We start from the raw sequence: 18,862 nt of genomic DNA on the forward strand, positions 1-18,862 counted from the left end.
TTAAGGCGATCTTCAAAGCACCCCTCTTAAGTTCGTTCTATCAGACGGGACAAAAGTTTCGTCGAATAAGTCGACAAAAACGACGACAGGGGAAGTGTCATGATGAAAGCCGTTGCGACGGCCGTGGAGACTGCTGCGCCCGGCCAGGGCGGCACTGTGCAGTCGCTGTATTTGGAAGCCCTGACTCTGGTGGAGCGGCTGCATCGCCGCCTGCTCGACGTCATCAAGGACGAGTTCGATCGCCGTGGTCGTTCCGACATCAATTCGGTCCAGGCGCTGCTGCTCTATAACATCGGCGACAAGGAGCTGACCGCGGGCGAGCTGCGCACGCGCGGCTACTATCTCGGCTCCAACGTCTCCTACAATCTGAAGAAGCTGGTCGAGCTCGGCTTCCTCGATCACCAGCGCTCACGCGTCGATCGCCGCTCGGTCCGCATCCGCCTGACCCCGCAGGGCCAGGAGATCCGCCGCATCGTCGACTCGCTGTATCAGAAGCACGTCAAGACCGTGGAGCAGGTCGGCGGCATCTCGGGCGAGGAGTTCTCCACGCTCAACAAGTCGCTGCATCGCCTCGAGCGGTTCTGGACCGATCAGATCCTGTATCGGCTTTGAGACGCGTATTTCGTTTCGGTTGAGCCGGCCTCCGCGATCGGAGATCCAAGACCGGCCATCCGTGATCGTCTGAGTTCGCCCTTTGCGTCGGCCCTTTTGGGCCGGCGCATTTTCTTTGCCTAGATCATTGTTGTTGCTTCGCTGCTGCAAAAACACCCATTCCCAACTGGAACCAATCCCGTCGCCAGCGCTTGTCTCGGCCGGAGGTTGGGCCATGCTGCACGATGCCGGAATGCAGGTCATGAACGTGGAGCTGGTCAGCGACGCCTATGCGATTGCGGCCAACTATCTGCGGCTGACCGGGGCGTTGCCGGACAGGATCACGCCGGACGATCGGCTCGTCGAAATCATCGTGCAACTGATCCACCGCGGAGAATTCAACAAGCTCAGGCTCGCGAACAAGGCGATCTCGATGTTCGAGATGGCCCATCACGCCTGACCATGAAGAGGGGATGATATGGAAGCCGCCATCGATCGCATCATGCACACCTACGACCTGCTGGCGAACCGCACCGCTGCGGCCAGCGACGAGGCGCGGCGCAAGGTGAGTGCATACATCAAGACACTGTTCGAGGCCGGCGAGCGCGATCCGCATCGCCTGACCGTGTGCGGCCTGACCTATCTGCGCCAGCTCGATGGCCGGGTGGATCCGGTGAAGGCGGGCTATACCGGCCTTTGACATCGGCTGCTCGCGCCGCGCGCTTGCCTCATGATACCGACAACCTGTATGAGACCGTCCGGTTTCATGCAGGTTGTTTTGTTTTGGGGGGAGCGATGCGTTTGGCGTCCTGGGTCGTCGGTCTGGCGGTGAACTTGGCTGTCGTGTGCGCACAGTCGAACTTGTCGACGAGCTCGGCCGAAACGGTCGCTGCACCGCAATTCACGAAAGAGTGGAAGGCGCTGGGAAAGATTGGCGCCTGCGCTGAGACGACGATCACGAAAATCTCTGATCGCGGCGAGAAGCCCTTGTCTCCCACCCCGTTCAAGTTGGGGGAAAAGCTCGACGAGGATGGTGAACCCCTGATGGATCAAGGGACCTACGTTCAGTACCAAAACGGCGCGGAGCAGATCGATGCCGAATGGATCGCCGGCGTCGCCCATTCCAAACTTGGGGATCCGGTGCGGCTCTGCACCGTCTGGAAGCCGAAGAAGTGCCCGCCGGGCGATGATAGGGGGCGAATTTACAAGGCGACCAATCTCCGGACGAAGGAAACGTGGCAGATGTCGGAAAGCTGGCACTCCTGCGGCGGGGCCTGAACAGAGGCTTGCCCTCGCGGCCGTCCACCATATCTGGCGCAAATATCGGGTTTGACCCGCAACCGCTTGGCCTATCCCTTGGCCTGCCGCCGCCCGTATGGTAAGGGCAGGGGTCTTTTCCGACCGCCTTCACCGAACCGACCGCAGGCCACTTAAGGCTTTGCGGACGTGGAGATATTCCGCCGATGACCGCTTCAAGCGCCAAGCCCGCCTCGTCCGTCGATTCCTTCTTTTCCGCCACCCTGGCCGAGGCCGATCCGGAGATCGCCGCCGCCATCAAGGGTGAGCTCGGTCGGCAACGGCACGAAATCGAGCTGATCGCCTCGGAAAACATCGTCAGCCGAGCCGTCCTGGAGGCCCAGGGCTCGGTGATGACCAACAAATATGCCGAGGGGTATCCGGGCGCGCGCTATTACGGCGGCTGCGAATGGGTCGACGTCGCCGAGAACCTCGCGATCGACCGCGCCAAGAAGCTGTTCGGGGCCAATTTCGCCAACGTCCAGCCGAACTCCGGCAGCCAGATGAACCAGGCGGTGTTCCTGGCGCTCTTGCAGCCCGGCGATACCTTCATGGGCCTCGACCTCGCCGCAGGCGGCCATCTGACCCATGGCTCGCCGGTCAACATGTCCGGCAAGTGGTTCAAGGCCGCGCATTACACCGTGCGGCGTGACGACCATCTGATCGACATGGATGCGGTGGCGAAGCAGGCCGAGGAGGTCAAGCCGAAGCTGATCATCGCCGGCGGCAGCGCCTATTCGCGCCCCTGGGACTTCAAGCGCTTCCGCGAGATCGCCGACAGCGTTGGCGCCTATTTCCTGGTCGACATGGCGCATTTCGCCGGCCTCGTCGCCGGTGGCGCGCATGCCTCGCCGATTCCCCACGCCCACATCGTCACCACCACGACCCACAAGTCGCTGCGCGGCCCGCGCGGCGGCCTGATCCTGTGGAACGACGAGCAGTTCACCAAGAAGCTCAACTCGGCGATCTTCCCGGGCCTGCAGGGCGGCCCCTTGATGCATGTGATCGCGGCCAAGGCGGTGGCGTTTGCCGAGGCGCTGCGGCCGGAGTTCAAGGTCTACGCGAAGAACATCGTCGAGAATGCGAAGGCGCTGGCGGAATCGCTGCGCGCGCAGGGGTTCGACATCGTCTCCGGCGGAACCGACAACCATCTGATGCTGGTCGACCTCCGGCCGAAGGGGCTGAAGGGCAACGCGTCGGAGAAGGCACTGGTCCGTGCCGGCATCACCTGCAACAAGAACGGCATTCCGTTCGACCCCGAGAAGCCGTTCGTCACCTCGGGCCTGCGGCTCGGCACCCCGGCGGCGACCACGCGCGGCTTCGGCGTGGCCGAATTCCAGCAGGTCGGCAGCCTGATCGCCGAGGTGCTGAACGCGATCGCGCAAGGTCCGGACGGCAGCGCGCCGCTGGTGGAAGCCGCGGTCAAGGAGAGGGTGAAGGCGCTGACCGACCGGTTCCCGATCTATCAGTAAGGCTTGAAGCCACGATGCGCTGCCCGAGCTGCAACAGCCTCGATACGCAGGTGAAGGACTCCCGCCCCACCGAGGATTCCTCGGTGATCCGGCGGCGGCGAGTCTGCGTCACCTGCAACTTCCGCTTCACGACTTTCGAGCGGGTGCAGCTGCGCGAACTCACCGTCATCAAGCGCAACAGCCGCCGCGTGCCGTTCGACCGCGACAAGCTGATGCGTTCGGTGCAGATCTCCCTGCGCAAGCGCTCGGTCGATCCCGAGCGGGTGGAGAAGATGGTGTCGGCGATCGTGCGCGAGCTCGAGAGCGGTGGCGAATCGGAAGTGTCCTCGGAGGCGATCGGCGAGATCGTGATGGAGCATCTGCGCGACCTCGACGACGTCGCCTATGTCCGCTTCGCCTCGGTCTACCGCAATTTCCGTGAGGCCAAGGATTTCGAGGCCGTGCTCGGCGAGCTCTCGGCCGAGGACGAGACGCCGCGGCTTGCGCCGGTCCGCAAATGATCTTCCGGATCCTGGTCGATCAGGTCGGTGAGAAGCTGAAGGCGCAAAAGGACGCCGACCGCCGCTACATGCAGCTGGCGCTGACGCTCGGCCGTCGCGGGCAGGGACGGACCTGGCCGAACCCCGCCGTCGGCGCCGTGGTGGTCAAGGACGGCGTGATCGTCGGCCGTGGCTGGACGCAGCCGGGCGGACGGCCGCACGCCGAGCCGGAGGCGCTTCGCCGCGCCGGGGCGGCCGCCAAGGGCGCCACGCTCTACGTGACGCTCGAGCCATGCTCGCACTTCGGCAAGTCGCCGCCCTGCGCCGATGCCGTGATCGCGGCCGGGATCAGCCGTGTCGTCTCGGCGATCGAGGATCCCAATCCCGAGGTCTCGGGGCAGGGGCATGCCCGGCTCCGCGCCGCCGGCATCCAGGTCGAGGTCGGCCTCTGCTCGGCCGACGCCAAGCGCGACCATGCCGGCTTTTTCCGCCGCATCCGCGATGGCCGGCCGCACGTGATCCTGAAGCTCGCGGTCTCCGCCGATGGCAAGATCGCTGCCGCCGACAACAAGCCGGTGGCCATTACCGGCGAGGCAGCGCGGATCCGCGTGCATCTGTTGCGCGCCCAGAGCGACGCCATCCTGATCGGGGTGCGCACCGCGATCGCCGATGATCCGCTGCTGACTTGCCGGCTGCCCGGAATGGAGGCTCGCTCGCCAGTCCGGGTCGTCCTCGATCCGATGCTGCGGCTTCCGGCCGCCAGGCGCCTGATGCAGTCGGCGCGCACCACGCCGCTCTGGCTGGTTGCGTCCGAGGTTGCAGAGCCGGCCACGGCGACCCGGCTTGGGGCTGCCGGTGCACAGGTGATCCGGGTGCCGCCGCAGGCCGACCCTTCCGCGCTGGAGCCGCCGGCGGTGCTCAAGGCTCTCGCCGAGAAAGGCATCACGCGCCTGATGATCGAAGGCGGCAGCCGCGTCGCATCATCTTTCATGGCGAGCGGCCTGGTCGATGAAATCTGGCTCCTGCGCGGCCCCGGCGAGATCGGCGCCGATGGGATTGCTGCGCTGGACGCATTGCCGCTGACCGCAATCACGCAGTCGCCGGCCTATCGGGTTCGTGCTAGCGAAACGCTCGATCCCGACACACTTACGATTTACGAGCGCGTGTAATGTTCACAGGCATCGTCACCGACATTGGCGAGATCGTCAGCCTGACGCCGCGGACGGAAGGCAAGCTGCATCGGCTGCGCATTGCCTGTCGTTATGATCAGGCCGGCATCGCCGATGGCGCATCCATCGCCAACAATGGCGTCTGCCTCACCGTTGTGCAGTCGGGCGTGACCGACGGAAAGACATGGTTCGAGGTCGATGCTGCCGCGGAGACGCTGGCGCTGACGACCGCGAAGCACTGGCGTGTCGGGACGAAGCTCAACCTGGAGCGGGCGCTGAAGATCGGCGACGAGCTCGGCGGCCACATCGTCTCGGGTCATGTCGACGGCATCGCGACCATCGTCAGCCGCGAGGAGCTGCCGGACATGGCGCGCTTCGTGCTGAAGACCACCCGGGAGCTGGCGCGCTTCATCGCCACCAAGGGCTCGGTAACGCTCGACGGCGTCTCGCTCACGATCAACACCGTCGACGAGCTGAACTTCTCGGTTCTCATCATTCCGCATACGCTGTCGGTTACCACGCTGTCGTCCTGGCAGGGCGGCAGCGAGATCAATCTCGAGGTCGACCTGATGGCGCGCTACGCCGCGCGCCTCACGGAAATGAAGTAACGCCCCTGGCGGGGCCTTTCAGTCTTGGCTTTGCCGGCTGTGACGCCTACAAGGCCAGCCCTCATGGTAAGGCGGCGCGCCGTCTCGAACCACGAGGGCCGATTTTTCATCTTCCCCTTCGAGACGCGGCCAAAACGCCGCTGCGCAGGGTGAGTCACCTGTGACAATGGAAACACAACCATGGCAGACGCACGGCGCGCGCCGCTCAAAGACCAGACCGACATTTCCGGCGCCCGGGCGCTGATCGTCGAGGCCCGCTTCTACGACGACCTCCAGGACGCGATGCTCGAAGGCGCCACCGCCGAGCTGAAGGCGGCCGGCGTGACCTACGACGTCCTGACCGTGACAGGCTCGCTGGAGATTCCGGCGACCATCGCCATCGCGCTCGACGCGGCTGCAAAGAACGGCACGCCCTATGATGCGGCCATCGCGCTCGGTTGCGTCATCCGCGGCGACACCATCCATTTCGAGATCGTGTCGCAGGAATCCTCGCGGGCGCTGATGGACCTGTCGGTGGCGCGCGGCCTGCCGCTCGGCAACGGCATCCTGACCGTCAACAACGAAGACCAGGCCTGGGCGCGGGCCCGCGTCTCCGAGATGAACAAGGGCGGCGACGCCGCGCGCGCGGCGCTCGCCGTGCTGCGCATCAAACGCCGTCTGGCGCGAGGCTGACATGGCCGAGAGCAGCAACAAGCCCTTCAAAGGCCCGATGCGAACCAACGATCGCAAGGCCAACCGCCGCGGCGCCGCGCGGCTCGCCGCCGTGCAGGCGCTCTACCAGATGGACATCGCCGGCGCCGGCATCAACGACGTGCTCGCCGAGTTCGAGAGCCACTGGCTCGGCAACGAGGTCGAGGGCGAGCAGTATCTGCCGGCCGAGGCCGCCTTCTTCCGCGACATCGTCTCTGGCGTGGTGCGCGACCAGACCAAGATCGATCCGGTGCTGGACACGGCGCTGGAGCGCGGCTGGCCGCTGCAGCGGATCGAGGCGATCCTGCGCGCGGTGCTGCGCGCCGGGGCCTATGAGCTGGAGCGGCGCAAGGACATTCCGGCGCGCGTGGTGGTCTCCGAATATGTCGACATCGCCCACGCCTTCGTCGAGCGCGACGAGACCGGCATGGTGAATGCGGTGCTGGAGCAACTCGCCCGGCAATACCGCGCCGACGAGATGGGGCAGAGGTAGTCATGGGGGGCGCCGGACCAAAATCGTTGCGGACCGGAGCCCTGCCAGCTTGTTCATTCGACTGTCATCACCCGCGAAAGCGGGTGATCCAGTATTCCAGAGACGCCCGAGGGATACGGAAGGGCTGCGGCGTACTGGTTCGCCCGGTCAAGCCGGGCGATGACAGCGGAGCGTGAGGCAGGCGCCCATGACTCAGGATGCTCCCTCCGGCGAAGACTCCCTGATCGCCCGCTTTTTCAAGCCGCTGGCGACCGATCCCGGCGCCTTTGGCCTGGTCGATGACGCCGCGATCATTCCGGCCGATGGCGACGACCTCGTGGTCAACACCGACGCCATCGTCGAAGGCGTCCATTATTTGCCGGACGACCCTCCCGACACGATCGCGCGCAAGGCGCTGCGGGTGAACCTGTCGGATCTGGCCGCCAAGGGCGCGGTCCCCGCCGGCTTCCTGCTGACGCTCGCGCTGCGCGAGAGGGACGAAGCCTGGCTCGCGGCCTTCGCCCGTGGCCTCGGCGAGGACGCAGCAAGCTTCGGCTGCCCGCTGCTCGGCGGCGACACCGTGTCGACGCCGGGCCCGGTCATGATCTCGATCACCGCCTGGGGCCGGGTGCCCCGGGGGCGCATGGTGCACCGCTTCGGGGCCCGTCCCGGCGACCGGGTGGTGGTCACCGGATCGATCGGCGATGCCGCCCTTGGCCTGCGCATCCTTCAGGGCAAAGCGGAGGCTGTCGCATTGGCCGACGATCCCGCCGCGCGGGATATGCTGATCGGCCGCTATCACGTGCCGCAGCCGCGCCATGCGCTGGCGGGCGCGGTGCGGGACTTCGCGACCGCATCGATGGACGTGTCCGACGGCCTCGCGGGTGACCTGACCAAGCTTTGTGCTGCCTCTTGTGTGAGCGCCGACATCGCGCTGTCACAGGTCCCGATCTCATCAGCGGCTGCAAAGCTTCTTGCTGCGGGATCGGCCGAGCTGGAAACTCTGATCTCCGGCGGCGACGACTACGAGATCCTCTGCACTGTTCCCGCAGTGCAATGCGACGTGTTTTGCGCGGCAGCTGCAGCGGCCGGCGTTGCCGTGACCGACATCGGCACCATCGTCGAAGGAGCGCGGCCGCCACGCTTCCTGGACGGGCAGGGCCGTCCGGTGCCGCTGAAACGGCTGTCCTTCAGCCACTTCTGAGTAGCGTTCGCAGCCGCACATTGCGACCAAAGAAGCGTCTGAATTTGGAGCGGTTCAGGCGTCGCGGCGTTGCGTCATCATGGCGATTTTGGCAAGGTCCATGCCGTTCGGCGGCTCCGCCCGGAGCGGCCCGACTAGGGGGCGTGCGTCGCACAATCGCGGCGTGACGTAGTTAGAAAAAGCAAAGAGCCGAGGAAACTAAATGTCAGCTTTATGGGTGATCGTGCTCTGCGGAGCGCTGTCGATCGTCTATGCGATCTGGGCCACACAATCGGTGCTCAGCGCGGACGCCGGCAATGCGCGGATGCAGGAAATTGCGGCAGCCGTGCGCGAGGGCGCGCAGGCCTATCTTCGCCGCCAGTACACGACGATCGGAATCGTCGGCGTCGTGATCTTCGTGCTCCTTGCGTATTTCCTCGGCATGCTCGTCGCGATTGGCTTTGCCATCGGTGCGATCCTCTCGGGCGCAGCCGGCTTCATCGGCATGAACGTCTCGGTGCGCGCGAACGTGCGAACCGCGCAGGCGGCGACCACCTCGCTCGCCGGCGGCCTCGAGCTCGCCTTCAAGGCCGGCGCGATCACCGGCATGCTGGTGGCCGGCCTCGCGCTGCTCGGCGTCACCATCTATTTCGGCATCCTCACCGGGGTCATGAAGCTCGCACCCGACAGCCGCACCGTGATCGATGCGCTGGTCGCGCTCGGCTTCGGCGCCTCGCTGATCTCGATCTTCGCCCGTCTCGGCGGCGGCATCTTCACCAAGGGCGCCGACGTCGGCGGTGACCTCGTCGGCAAGGTCGAGGCCGGCATCCCCGAGGATGATCCGCGCAACCCCGCGACCATTGCCGACAACGTCGGCGACAACGTCGGCGACTGCGCCGGCATGGCCGCCGACCTGTTCGAGACCTATGCGGTGACCGCGGTCGCCACCATGGTGCTGGCTGCGATCTTCTTCGCCAAATCGTCGCTGCTCGCCAACATGATGACCTTGCCGCTCGCCATCGGCGGCATCTGCATCATCACCTCGATCGCCGGCACCTTCTTCGTCAAGCTCGGTGCCAGCCAGTCGATCATGGGCGCACTTTACAAGGGCCTGATCGCAACCGGCGTTCTCTCGCTCGGCGGCGTGGCGATCGCCATTGGCTGGCTGATCGGCTTCGGCAAGCTCGACGGCGTCGACTACACCGGCACCGCGCTCTTCATCTGCGGCATCGTCGGTCTCATCGTCACCGGCCTGATCATCTGGATCACCGAGTACTACACCGGCACCGACTTCCGCCCGGTGAAGTCGATCGCGGCGGCCTCGGTCACCGGCCACGGCACCAACGTGATCCAGGGCCTCGCCATCTCGATGGAATCGACCGCGCTGCCCGCGATCGTGATCATCGCCGGCATCCTGGTGACCTACAGCCTGGCCGGCCTGTTCGGCATCGCGATCGCGACCACGACGATGCTCGCCCTGGCCGGCATGATCGTCGCGCTCGATGCCTTCGGTCCGGTCACCGACAACGCCGGCGGCATCGCCGAGATGGCCGGCCTGCCGAAGGAGGTCCGCAAGTCGACCGACGCGCTCGACGCGGTCGGCAACACCACCAAGGCGGTCACCAAGGGCTACGCGATCGGCTCCGCCGGTCTCGGCGCGCTGGTGCTGTTCGCGGCCTATAACCAGGACCTGCAGTTCTTCATCGCGGATTCGGCGCAGCATCCCTATTTCGCAGGGGTCAAGCCGGACTTCTCGCTGAACAACCCCTACGTCGTGGTCGGCCTCTTGTTCGGCGGCCTGCTGCCGTATCTGTTCGGCGCGATGGGCATGACCGCGGTCGGACGCGCCGCCAGCGCGATCGTCGAGGAGGTGCGCCGGCAGTTCCGCGAGAAGCCTGGCATCATGCAGGGCACCGACAAGCCGGACTACGGCAAGGCCGTGGACCTGCTGACCAAGGCGGCGATCAAGGAGATGATCATCCCCTCGCTGCTGCCGGTTCTGTCGCCCATCGTCGTGTACTTCCTGATCTACGCGATCGCGGGCGGTGGCGCGGCCGGCAAGTCGGCGGCGTTCTCGGCGGTCGGCGCCATGCTGCTCGGCGTCATCGTCACCGGCCTGTTCGTCGCGATCTCGATGACCTCGGGCGGCGGCGCCTGGGACAACGCCAAGAAGTACATCGAGGACGGCCACTACGGCGGCAAGGGCTCGGATGCCCACAAGGCGGCCGTCACCGGTGACACCGTCGGCGATCCCTACAAGGACACGGCCGGCCCGGCCGTCAATCCGATGATCAAGATCACCAACATCGTGGCCCTGCTGCTGTTGGCGATCCTCGCACACTGAGGTGTCACCGCCGACGACTAGAGACCTGCGGCATTGATCCGCAGGTCTCTAACTCCAGCGAGAATACCGATTCTCAAGGTCGTCTTTGAAGGTGGTGAGTCTAATTGGCGCACCAAGAATCCTCGCGGCTGCGATGTATCTGCTAGTCTGTGGCAAGCAGGAGATTCGTATGGCCGACGCAACCTACAACCTCAATGGCGGTTTCAAGCCGACCACCAAGCGGTTTGCAGATCTGGATGGCCCAGATTTCTTTCCCACCCCGCGATGGGCTACATTTGCGCTGATTGATAACGAGGATTTCAAGGGCGAGATTTGGGAGAGCGCATGCGGTGACGGCAGCATGTCGCGCGTTCTCGAAGAGACAGGTCAGCGCGTTAGGAGTTCGGATCTGTACGATCGTGGCTATGGGGAGGTCGGATTTGATTTTCTCACGCCCCAGTGGTCATCCGATAACATTGTCACGAACCCTCCGTACAACTGTGCCGAAGGGTTTGTTGCGAGTGGCGTCAAACACGCTAGGAAGAAGTTCGCTCTCTTGTTGCGCCTAGCCTTTCTTGAGGGAGCCAATCGGGCAAATACAATCTTTACGCGCAATCCGCCCGCACGTGTGTGGGTCTTTAGCGAGCGGATAACGTTTTATCCCAGCGGTGTTCAGCCGAAGGGTAGCGGAACAACTGCATATGCTTGGTTCGTCTGGGACAAGGAAGCGCCGGGCCGAACCGAGTTGAGGTGGTTCAAGCCCGGCTATAGAGCGCGCTACGCCGCCGCCTGACGACGCAGCAGCTTGCGACCCGATTCCGTCACGCGATAGCCGACCCGCGGCACGTGGGTCAGGTAACCCTCGCAGATGAAGTTGCCCGCAGTCTCGTGGTGAGATTTAATGTTGCGGATCTTCTGCTCCCACATCTTTTCGCGGGGACGTTTGGTCGACTGAATCATGTCCAAAGCCGAAAGCCGGTGCCGTCGCGGCACTTCCTTCCGGAGAGCAGAATAGGACGCAATTCCATCAGTCCGCTCTGATCCGATCGCAACTGCGATCAGCGCAACTTCCTCTTCCGTGATCTCACCAATCTTACTAGCCATTCCGAAGTCCTTCTGAAAACCCCAGCGGCGTGAAACCAAGTGTTCACTTGACAGTTCTAAGCTCAGCGTTACATATCGTCTCGTGATCACAACGTTCCAGCCGTGAGGATGGGATGATGGCCCGGTCGGCGTTTCCACCGCCTTCCGGGCCTGTTGCTGCCCAGCGTCGCTAGGCCCATAGCAGGTATGCACCCATTCCCCGGGTTCAAGGGCTCTCAACGGAATTTCATCTTTTTTCGAGCGACGAAACGGTTTTTGCCGGCTACTCCGCCGCGCGCTGTCGCACCCGGTAGCTCTGCATCGTGCTCTGCGCCAAGCGCGGCTGCATTTGCGAGAAGCTGGCCAGATGCTGGTCGAGCTGCGGGCGGGCGCTGCCGCTGGCGCTGGCCTGCATGAACAGGAGCGTCGTCGTCGTGACCCAGGACAGGTCGAGCGCCTTGGCGAGCACCAGCAGCTGATCCGGCTGCTTGCGCACGAAGGCGCGCTCGACGATGTCGAGCGGCAGCCTGCACATCAGGGCGAGCGCCAGCGTGACCTTGTCGAAGCTGCCTTCCTTGGCGAAGCCGTGGAGCTGCGCCTCGTTCAGTTGGCCGGTGGCGTGCAACTGCTCGACATAGGCCTGGGCGTTGGCAAAGTCGGTCGAGCGGGTCCGCGCCGCGGACTGCAGATGGCCCGAGGCCTGGGCGACCGCCTGCTCGACGATTTCGGAGCGGGCGCTGTCTGCCGAGGCGAGCTGATTGCGCACGGCGTCGGAGGCTTCGACGAACAGCCGGACCAGCACCTCGCGCGGACTGTCGGGCCGGCTCCAGAGCTTCAGCGCCAGGCCGGGATCATCGGACGCCTTTGTCACCAGGCCGGAGAAGCCGTGATCCGAGAAGCGGGCGCCGTCATTGTTGGCGGTGTTCGACACCACGGCCTGATCGCCGCGATCGACCAGAACGTCGGTGACGGCTTCGGTCAGGATCTTGCGGCCGGAGATGGCGAGCAGATGCTCCTGGCCTCTCGCCTGCGCGGTTGTGACCAGCGTCTTCTCATCCAGCCGGTCGCTCTGGCGCAGCACGGGACCGGCGACCGCGATCGTCTCGTCGTTGGCAAGCAGCTTGATCAGGCGCGGTGGCGCGTCCGGCAGCACCGCAAGCCGGCTGCCGAGCTCGGCCCGCGCCGCGACGGCGACGTTGTCGAGCAGCTTGAACAGCACGTGATCGAACAGATCGACATGCTCCTCATTGAACTTGCCGGAGCCGACCACGAACAGGTCGGTCACGCGCTCCAGGATTTCCGCGCGCCGTGAGACGTAGCGGCTGGCGAGAATGTCTTCGAGCTGATGCAGGACGTCGTTGGGCAAGACACGGGCTCATGCGATCGGTATCGCCGCTGCCTGCCCCTCGGGCGGTCATCGGGCCTGAGCCTGGGGAGGCTGTCGGCCCGCTATCCCCCGAGGGTATGCTGTCACCAGATCAAAGACACGCGGTCGCCATCTATCGCACCATCTCGCTTAAGGTGCCGTTACACCTTGCCTGTATTCGGCTACTGCCGGGCGCGCGGGACAGCGTGGCCGACGCCTATTGCACGTCCATCTGCAGCCCTTCCTTCTGGATGATCGATGCGAATTTGGTGGTCTCGGCCTGGACGAAGTCGCCGAACTGCTGCGGGGTGCCGTAGTCGGCCTGGGCGCCCATGCCCGCGATAGTCTTGCCGATGTCCTCGCGTGCCAGCATCGCCTTGATCTGCAGGTTGAGCGCACCCACGATCTCCGGCGGGCAGGCCCTGGGCAGGAACACGCCGAACCAGGACGACACGTCGAACTTGGCCAGCTCCGGCGCGGTCTCGCGCATGGTCGGCAAGTCCGGCGCATTGGCGCTGCGCTCCGGCGTCGTCACGCAGAGGCCGGTCAGCTTGCCGTCCTGGACCTGCGGCAGCGACGGAAACAAATTGTCGAACAGGATCTGGATGTCGCCCGCGAGTGCGGCCTGCAAGGCGGGCCCGGCGCCGCGGAAGGGGATGTGCGTCATCTTCAGGCCGGTGAGCTGCAGGAACCACGCGCCGGTCAGATGCGGGCTCTGGCCGACGCCGGACGAGCCGTAGTTCAGCTTGTCCGGATTGGCCTTGAGAAAGGCGATCAGCTCCGGGATCGACTTGATGCCGGTCGAGGGATGCGCCGAGACGATGTTCGGGATGCGGATCATGTTGGACACCGCCTGCAGCTGATCCGGCTTGTAGGCGAGGTTGCGGAAGATCGAATAGGCGATCGCGTTCGGGCCGGGATTGCCGATCAGGACCGTGTAGCCGTCGCCCTTGCCGCTGCGGGCGACCTCGGCGGTGCCGATCGTGCCGCCGCCGCCGGAGCGATTCTCGACCACGGCTGATTGTCCCCACGCCGTCTGCAGATGCGCCGCCAGCAAGCGACCCATCACGTCGGTGCTGCCGCCGGGAGCGGCGGGTACGATCAGCCGGATGGTTTCGCTCGGGCGCCAGTCGGCGAGACTCGTGCGCGGCAGAATGGCGGCGGTCGAGAGCGCGGCGGCTCCGGACAGCAGCCTGCGGCGCGTCAGCGCCATGCGATGAGCCAATGATTCCTCCCTGCTTTTGTTGAGCGGGAGGGTAGGGAAGGTTGCAGTGCCAGAGCAAGCGCCTGGGATGCGCGGAAGCTGCGCCAATCAGCGCAGCCGAGCGCGTCATGCCATGGCCCGGAATCATATTCCGGGCGGCGGCGATCAGCCCTGGATCAGTTGAAGCTGAGCAGCTTGAACAGTGGCGTCAGGTAGCTGAGCTCCTGGCCCGAGGTCGGCGTGGTGCGGCTGACGAAGTCGAAGATCTTGCCGTCCTTCATGCCGTAATTGGCGAGGCGGCGGACCTGGCGGTTCTTGTCGAAATAGACCGCGACGACGCGCTGATCGACGACCTTCTGGTTCATGAACGCGACCGGGCGCTCGGCGCGCTGGGAGATGTAATAGAACACCTCGCCATCCAGGGTCGCGACGGTCGATGGCGTGCCCATCACGATCAGCACCTGGTCCTGGCTGGCCCCGATCGGGATCTGCTCCAGCGCCCCAGGCGGCATGATGTAGCCCTTCTGGAACTGTTCGCCGGTGCAGGCGGCCAGCGCGAGGCAGGTCAGCGCGATCGCACCCAGGGTGCACAGACGGGTGCTGAGGCCGCGGGTGAAAAGGCGGGCAGTCGTTCGCATTGTCTGGGTCATCTTCTTAAGATCGGATCCCGTCCCCTTGCGTCGGGCAGGGCGTTGACGTACCGGGCAAACTTGCGGATTGCAACATGCCCCCCGAACCGGGTCACGGAAACTTAAGCCGCGGAACCTTCATGCTCTGGCCATTCAACCATCTCAGGAAACTCCGACCGTCCCCGCGCGGGACCATCGAGCCGATCTATGGCATGATCGTGGCGCAAACCCGAGAGCCATTGTTTTATAGACACTTAAAAGTCCCGGATACGGTCGATGGGCGGTTCGATCTGCTGATTCTGCATCTCTGGCTGGTGCTGCGCCGGCTGCGCGGCAGCGGTGCGGACCTGTCGCAGGCGCTGTTCGACCGGTTCTGCGACGATATGGACGACAATCTGCGCGAGATGGGGGTGGGGGATCTGACCGTGCCCAAGCGCATGCAGAAGTTCGGCGAGGCCTTCTATGGCCGCACGGCCGCCTACGACCTGGCCTGGTCGGAGAGCGAGGCCCGGCTGGCGGAGGCGCTGCAGAAGAATATCTTGAACGGAGAGCATCCGGACAGCGCGGCCGGCCTCGCTGCCTATGCCGCGCGGGTGGCCGTCCACCTTGCCGCCCTCGACGACGTCAGGCTGCTCGGCGCGAGCTGGAGCTTCCCGGCCCCGGTGCAGCAGGGATCAGCGACATGAGCAGCAGAGACAAGAACCTTCCGCGCGAGACGGCTCGGGGTCCCGCCAAGGATCCATGGCGCGCGCCGCCGGTGATCGTGGCGCAGATCCCGGATGCCGGCCTGCATCGGGAGATCGAGGCCGATGCGGCCACCCGCGCAGCGCTCGCCGCCATCGCCGACCTGCGCGAGGTGGTCTCGGCGCATGCCTCCTTCGACGTGGTCCAGAAGCGCGACGGCAAGGTGCATGTCCAGGGCCGGGTGCGCGCCCGGATCGGCCAGACCTGCGTGGTCAGCCTCGACCCCATGGAAACCGAGATCGACGAGCCGATTGACCAGATGTTCGCGCCGCCGGACCAGATTCCGGAGCTTGCCGAGCTCGTGGAGGACGATCCGAACAGCGAGGTCGAGACCGCCGATCCGCCGGAACCCATCATCAATGGCCAGATCGACCTGGGACGGCTCGCCGCCGACGCCCTGTTCCTGAGCATCGATCCCTATCCCCGCAAGCCGGGCGCGGTGTTCGAGCTGCCCGCCGGATCCGACGACCCGGAGAACAACCCCTTCGCGGCGCTGAAAGCGCTGAAATCGGCCGCGGGCGATCCCCCCGGCGCGGCCAAGGCGAAGAATGAGGCGAAGGCCAAGGCGAAGAAAACGGGTGAGGATTGAGGCCCGAATGGGCCGGCGAACTGCACCCAAGTGTTGTCACGACGCCTCCCGAAATCGTCTCAAGTTGTTGATTTCGATGGCAAAGGCCAGCGGTCCCGCCGGTGCCGCCTCCCGGTTGCAAAATGCATCGCCCCCAGGAGGTTGTTTCGACACAGAGAGACGCTATTGTCGCGCCGGGTCGGGGGTGCGACGAAAATGCTCGGCCGGTCGTGGGGCTTGTCCCCTGGCCGCGCAGTGCCTCTGAACGACCGCCAAACTACGGCCAAGCAAGTCGAGGCCAAGTCTAGGTCAAGACGAGATCAAGCTCGAGATCAGGTTTCCGGGACGTCATGCCTCAAAAGGTTCGAATCGCGCTGGACGCCATGGGCGGGGACTTCGGCGCGTCGGTCGTCATTCCCGGTGCCGCGATCGCGCTCGGCCGCCATCCGGATACGGAGTTCCTGCTGTTCGGTGACAGCGCCCGGATCGCCCCGGAGCTCGACCAGCATCCGAAGTTGAAGGCGGTCTCGCGGGTGGTCCACACCGATGTCGCCATCAGCATGGAGGACAAGCCGAGCCAGGCTCTGCGGCGGGGCCGCAAGACCTCGTCGATGTGGCTCGCCCTCGAGGCAGTCAAGAAAGGCGACGCCGACGTTGCGGTGTCCGCCGGCAACACCGGCGCGCTGGTCGCGATGGCGCGCTTCTGTCTGCGCACGCTGGATGGCATCGACCGGCCGGCGCTGGCGGCGATCTGGCCGACCGCGCGCGGCGAATCGGTCGTACTCGATCTCGGCGCGACCATCGGCGGCGATGCGCGGCACCTGGTGGCGCTGTCGGTGATGGGCGGCGCGCTGGCCAGCGTGCTGTTCAACAAGCCGCGGCCGACCGTCGGCCTCCTCAACATCGGCGTCGAGGAGATCAAGGGGCACGAGGAGATCCGCGAGGCGGCCGAGCAGCTGCGGGCGATGAACCTGCCGCAGCTCGACTATATCGGCTTCGTCGAGGGCGACGGCATCGGCAAGGGCGCGGCCGACGTCGTCGTGACTGAAGGCTTCAGTGGCAACATCGCGCTGAAGACGGCCGAAGGCACGGTCCGCCAGGTCACCGAATTCCTGCGCGGTGCGATCCAGGCCAGTCTGCTCGCCCGGATCGGCTACCTGTTCGCGCGCGGCGCCTTTGCCGCCCTGCGCGCCCGGCTCGACCCGCGCAAATCCAACGGCAGCGTCGTGCTGGGCCTCAAGGGGATCGTGGTCAAAAGCCATGGCGGAACCGACGCCGAGGGCTTTGCCTCGGCCGTCAGGGTTGGCTATGAGATGGCCCGCTGCGATCTCCTGACCAAGATCAATCAAACACTCAATCGCGACGGCGGAGCGCTGGCGTCCGCACCCGTCGCCCAGGAGGCTGTCTCGTGACAATACGTTCGGTCGTGCTCGGCTGTGGCTCCTATCTTCCGCAGCGGGTCGTGACCAATGCCGAACTGGCAAGCCGCATCGAGACCTCGGACGACTGGATCGTCCAGCGCACCGGTATCCGTGAGCGCCATGTCGCAGCCGACGGCGAGTTCACCTCCCATCTTGCGATCAATGCGGCCCGTGCGGCGCTCGCCGCGGCCGACATCGATCCGCAGTCGATCGACCTGATCGTGCTGGGCACCTCGACCCCGGACAACACCTTTCCGGCCACCGCCGTGGCGGTCCAGCACGGGCTTGGCATCAACCATGGCGCGGCGTTCGACCTGCAGGCGGTCTGCTCGGGCTTCGTCTTTGCGCTCGCGACCGCCGACAATTTCCTGCGCAGCCGCTCGTTCAAGCGGGCGCTGGTGATCGGCGCCGAGACCTTCTCGCGCATCCTCGACTGGAACGACCGCACCACCTGTGTGCTGTTCGGCGACGGCGCCGGCGCGCTGGTGCTGGACGCACAGGAGCAGGGCGGCGGCACGGCCGCCGATCGCGGCGTGCTGACCACCCATCTGCGCTCCGATGGCCGCCACAAATCCAAGCTCTATGTCGATGGCGGCCCGTCCTCGACCCAGACCGTGGGGCATCTGCGCATGGAAGGCCGCGAGGTGTTCAAGCACGCCGTCGGCATGATCACCGACGTGATCGTCGACGCGTTCGAGGCCACCGGCCAGTCGGCCGAGACCATCGACTGGTTCGTGCCGCACCAGGCCAACAAGCGGATCATCGACGCCTCGGCGCACAAGCTGCACATCGCGCCGGAAAAGGTGGTTCTGACCGTCGATCGGCACGGAAATACCTCTGCCGCCTCGATTCCGCTGGCCCTCGACGTTGCCGTCAAGGACGGCCGCATCAAGAAGGGCGACCTCGTGCTGCTGGAGGCGATGGGGGGCGGCTTCACCTGGGGCTCGGCGCTGGTGCGCTGGTGAGTCTCCCGTACGGCGGGATTATGCCCAGAGATCGGCGACCGAGCCTCTACTTCTGTTCACGCTGCTGTTGACCATCGCCGCTTAACCTCTTAATTTCCGGAGCGAATTATTCGCCGTGAGTTTGGGGCAGGCGATGGCGGGAACCGGAAAAACAGTCACACGCGTCGATCTGTGCGAGGCCGTCTACCAGAAGGTGGGACTGTCGCGGACGGAGTCGTCTGCCTTTGTCGAGCTGGTCTTGAAGGAGATCACCGACTGCCTGGAGCGCGGCGAGACGGTGAAGCTGTCATCGTTCGGGTCGTTCATGGTGCGCAAGAAGGGGCAGCGCATCGGTCGCAACCCCAAGACCGGCACGGAAGTGCCGATCTCGCCGCGGCGGGTGATGGTGTTCAAGCCATCCGCGATCCTCAAGCAGCGCATCAACGGCCAGCCCTCGTCCGGCAAGATGAATGGCGAGGCCAGTGCCGAGTTCGGTGCAGAGCCGGAATAGCGGACCGGCTGCCCCGAACTGCGCGGAGTGTGGCGTCGGCCGTGGTGAATTTTCCAGCATATTCAGCGTAATCTCCCACTGTCTTGGCAGCACGATCGAAGGGGAACGG

General features: G+C 65.2%; 22 protein-coding genes. 18 read left to right on the forward strand and 4 right to left on the reverse strand.

Annotation, left to right across the window (positions count from 1 at the left end; genetic code table 11):
• Window positions 1-99 precede the first annotated feature (99 nt).
• The 13 genes from ldtR to QQL87_RS03395 all read left to right on the forward strand — a co-directional run bounded on the left by ldtR (window position 100) and on the right by QQL87_RS03395 (window position 11,076).
• On the forward strand, window positions 100-612 hold the full coding sequence (ldtR, locus tag QQL87_RS03335; protein ID WP_015666429.1) for a transcriptional regulator LdtR: 513 nt from the start codon (window positions 100-102) through the stop codon (window positions 610-612).
• A 214-nt stretch (window positions 613-826) separates the two neighbouring features.
• Window positions 827-1,051 carry a hypothetical protein gene (locus tag QQL87_RS03340; protein ID WP_284419371.1) on the forward strand — a complete coding sequence of 75 codons (225 nt, stop codon included), beginning with the start codon at window positions 827-829 and terminating at the stop codon, window positions 1,049-1,051.
• An 18-nt stretch (window positions 1,052-1,069) separates the two neighbouring features.
• Window positions 1,070-1,291, forward strand: coding sequence for a hypothetical protein (locus tag QQL87_RS03345; protein ID WP_284419370.1), 222 nt, complete (start codon window positions 1,070-1,072; stop codon window positions 1,289-1,291).
• Window positions 1,292-1,392: 101 nt separating this feature from the next.
• Window positions 1,393-1,869: a hypothetical protein gene (locus tag QQL87_RS03350; RefSeq protein ID WP_284419369.1), complete on the forward strand. Its 477-nt coding sequence runs from the start codon at window positions 1,393-1,395 to the stop codon at window positions 1,867-1,869.
• 185 nt (window positions 1,870-2,054) lie between these two features.
• Window positions 2,055-3,359, forward strand: a complete 1,305-nt coding sequence (glyA, locus tag QQL87_RS03355; protein ID WP_284419367.1) for a serine hydroxymethyltransferase — start codon at window positions 2,055-2,057, stop codon at window positions 3,357-3,359.
• A 14-nt stretch (window positions 3,360-3,373) separates the two neighbouring features.
• Entirely contained in the window at window positions 3,374-3,859 is a 486-nt protein-coding gene (gene nrdR / locus QQL87_RS03360; protein ID WP_284419366.1) for a transcriptional regulator NrdR, read from the forward strand.
• Complete coding sequence (gene ribD / locus QQL87_RS03365; RefSeq protein ID WP_284419365.1) at window positions 3,856-5,007, forward strand: bifunctional diaminohydroxyphosphoribosylaminopyrimidine deaminase/5-amino-6-(5-phosphoribosylamino)uracil reductase RibD; 1,152 nt, start codon at window positions 3,856-3,858, stop codon at window positions 5,005-5,007. Before nrdR ends, ribD begins: the two co-directional genes overlap by 4 nt.
• Window positions 5,007-5,615 carry a riboflavin synthase gene (locus tag QQL87_RS03370; protein WP_284419364.1) on the forward strand — a complete coding sequence of 203 codons (609 nt, stop codon included), beginning with the start codon at window positions 5,007-5,009 and terminating at the stop codon, window positions 5,613-5,615. Before ribD ends, QQL87_RS03370 begins: the two co-directional genes overlap by 1 nt.
• A gap of 180 nt (window positions 5,616-5,795) precedes the next feature.
• Entirely contained in the window at window positions 5,796-6,287 is a 492-nt protein-coding gene (gene ribH, locus QQL87_RS03375) for a 6,7-dimethyl-8-ribityllumazine synthase (RefSeq protein WP_284419363.1), read from the forward strand.
• Window position 6,288: 1 nt separating this feature from the next.
• Window positions 6,289-6,798 carry a transcription antitermination factor NusB gene (gene nusB, locus QQL87_RS03380; RefSeq protein WP_284419362.1) on the forward strand — a complete coding sequence of 170 codons (510 nt, stop codon included), beginning with the start codon at window positions 6,289-6,291 and terminating at the stop codon, window positions 6,796-6,798.
• Between the two features lie 187 nt (window positions 6,799-6,985).
• Window positions 6,986-7,981, forward strand: coding sequence for a thiamine-phosphate kinase (thiL, locus tag QQL87_RS03385; RefSeq protein WP_284419361.1), 996 nt, complete (start codon window positions 6,986-6,988; stop codon window positions 7,979-7,981).
• Window positions 7,982-8,183: 202 nt separating this feature from the next.
• Window positions 8,184-10,304 carry a sodium-translocating pyrophosphatase gene (locus QQL87_RS03390; protein ID WP_284419358.1) on the forward strand — a complete coding sequence of 707 codons (2,121 nt, stop codon included), beginning with the start codon at window positions 8,184-8,186 and terminating at the stop codon, window positions 10,302-10,304.
• A gap of 169 nt (window positions 10,305-10,473) precedes the next feature.
• Window positions 10,474-11,076: a hypothetical protein gene (locus QQL87_RS03395; protein ID WP_284419356.1), complete on the forward strand. Its 603-nt coding sequence runs from the start codon at window positions 10,474-10,476 to the stop codon at window positions 11,074-11,076.
• Here QQL87_RS03395 and QQL87_RS03400 read toward each other — a convergent pair.
• From QQL87_RS03400 to QQL87_RS03415, 4 genes are all read right to left on the reverse strand, one after another.
• The gene (locus QQL87_RS03400; RefSeq protein WP_284419354.1) at window positions 11,061-11,387 is read right to left on the reverse strand and encodes a hypothetical protein; all 327 of its coding nucleotides are present in this window, start codon (window positions 11,385-11,387) and stop codon (window positions 11,061-11,063) included. The two genes, QQL87_RS03395 and QQL87_RS03400, sit on opposite strands and share 16 nt — an antisense overlap.
• 262 nt (window positions 11,388-11,649) lie before the next feature.
• The gene (locus tag QQL87_RS03405) at window positions 11,650-12,732 is read right to left on the reverse strand and encodes a DUF2336 domain-containing protein (RefSeq protein WP_284419352.1); all 1,083 of its coding nucleotides are present in this window, start codon (window positions 12,730-12,732) and stop codon (window positions 11,650-11,652) included.
• A 217-nt stretch (window positions 12,733-12,949) separates the two neighbouring features.
• Window positions 12,950-13,945: a Bug family tripartite tricarboxylate transporter substrate binding protein gene (locus QQL87_RS03410; protein WP_284419516.1), complete on the reverse strand. Its 996-nt coding sequence runs from the start codon at window positions 13,943-13,945 to the stop codon at window positions 12,950-12,952.
• A gap of 167 nt (window positions 13,946-14,112) precedes the next feature.
• Window positions 14,113-14,574 (reverse strand): outer membrane protein assembly factor BamE, encoded by a 462-nt coding sequence (locus tag QQL87_RS03415; RefSeq protein ID WP_284419351.1) that lies wholly within the window; start codon window positions 14,572-14,574, stop codon window positions 14,113-14,115.
• A 131-nt stretch (window positions 14,575-14,705) separates the two neighbouring features.
• Between QQL87_RS03415 and QQL87_RS03420 the strand changes: the two genes are divergently transcribed.
• From QQL87_RS03420 to QQL87_RS03440, 5 genes are all read left to right on the forward strand, one after another.
• Window positions 14,706-15,251 (forward strand): ubiquinol-cytochrome C chaperone family protein, encoded by a 546-nt coding sequence (locus tag QQL87_RS03420; RefSeq protein WP_284419350.1) that lies wholly within the window; start codon window positions 14,706-14,708, stop codon window positions 15,249-15,251.
• A gap of 71 nt (window positions 15,252-15,322) precedes the next feature.
• On the forward strand, window positions 15,323-15,898 hold the full coding sequence (locus tag QQL87_RS03425) for a YceD family protein (RefSeq protein WP_284419347.1): 576 nt from the start codon (window positions 15,323-15,325) through the stop codon (window positions 15,896-15,898).
• Between the two features lie 329 nt (window positions 15,899-16,227).
• Window positions 16,228-17,289, forward strand: a complete 1,062-nt coding sequence (plsX, locus tag QQL87_RS03430) for a phosphate acyltransferase PlsX (protein ID WP_284419345.1) — start codon at window positions 16,228-16,230, stop codon at window positions 17,287-17,289.
• Window positions 17,286-18,263, forward strand: a complete 978-nt coding sequence (locus tag QQL87_RS03435; protein ID WP_284419343.1) for a beta-ketoacyl-ACP synthase III — start codon at window positions 17,286-17,288, stop codon at window positions 18,261-18,263. The genes plsX and QQL87_RS03435 overlap by 4 nt, the downstream gene beginning before the upstream one ends.
• Before the next feature lie 133 nt (window positions 18,264-18,396).
• The gene (locus QQL87_RS03440; protein ID WP_284419342.1) at window positions 18,397-18,753 is read left to right on the forward strand and encodes an integration host factor subunit alpha; all 357 of its coding nucleotides are present in this window, start codon (window positions 18,397-18,399) and stop codon (window positions 18,751-18,753) included.
• Window positions 18,754-18,862: the final 109 nt, after the last annotated feature.

It is taken from the genome of Bradyrhizobium sp. SSBR45G, from assembly GCF_030159255.1.
Lineage (GTDB): Bacteria > Pseudomonadota > Alphaproteobacteria > Rhizobiales > Xanthobacteraceae > Bradyrhizobium.